Annotated in this window: 1 protein-coding gene; it reads left to right on the top strand. The window is 33.1% G+C overall.

Translation table 11 applies throughout. The features are described 5' to 3' along the window. Positions 1–69: 69 nt before the first annotated feature. Positions 70–471: flagellin N-terminal helical domain-containing protein (locus tag ACJDT4_RS23340; RefSeq protein ID WP_479723311.1), on the top strand; the 402-nt coding region annotated here is incomplete at its 3' end.

Genomic DNA, 471 nt, shown 5'->3' on the forward strand with positions numbered 1-471 from the left:
ATTTTAAACCTTATAAAAATAAAATATATGGGAAAGGATTCCCAAGTTAAATTCAAGGAGGAATTTATTATGATAATAAATCACAATTTACCAGGAGCAACAGCTTTAAGTTATTTAAACAAAAATTCTAAGAGCTCTTCTGACTCAATGGAGAAATTAAGCTCAGGTTTAAGAATAAACAAAGCAGCAGATGATGCAGCTGGTCTTACAATTTCACAAAAAATGCAATCACAGATAAATGGTCTTGGCAAAGCTCAAAGCAATGCTCAAGATGGCGTATCATTATTACAAACTGCTGAAGGTGGATTGAATGAAACTCAGTCAATACTTCAAAGAATGAACGAGCTTGCAACTCAAGCTGCAAATGATTCTAATGTAACAATAGATAGAAGTGCAATAAGTGCAGAGCTTGGAACTCTTGCTGATGAAATAGACCATATTTCAAAGCAAACAAACTTCAATGGAGTTAAT

Origin of the sequence: Clostridium neuense, from assembly GCF_045310695.1 — a bacterium.
Classification (GTDB): Bacteria; Bacillota; Clostridia; order Clostridiales; family Clostridiaceae; genus Clostridium_S; species Clostridium_S neuense.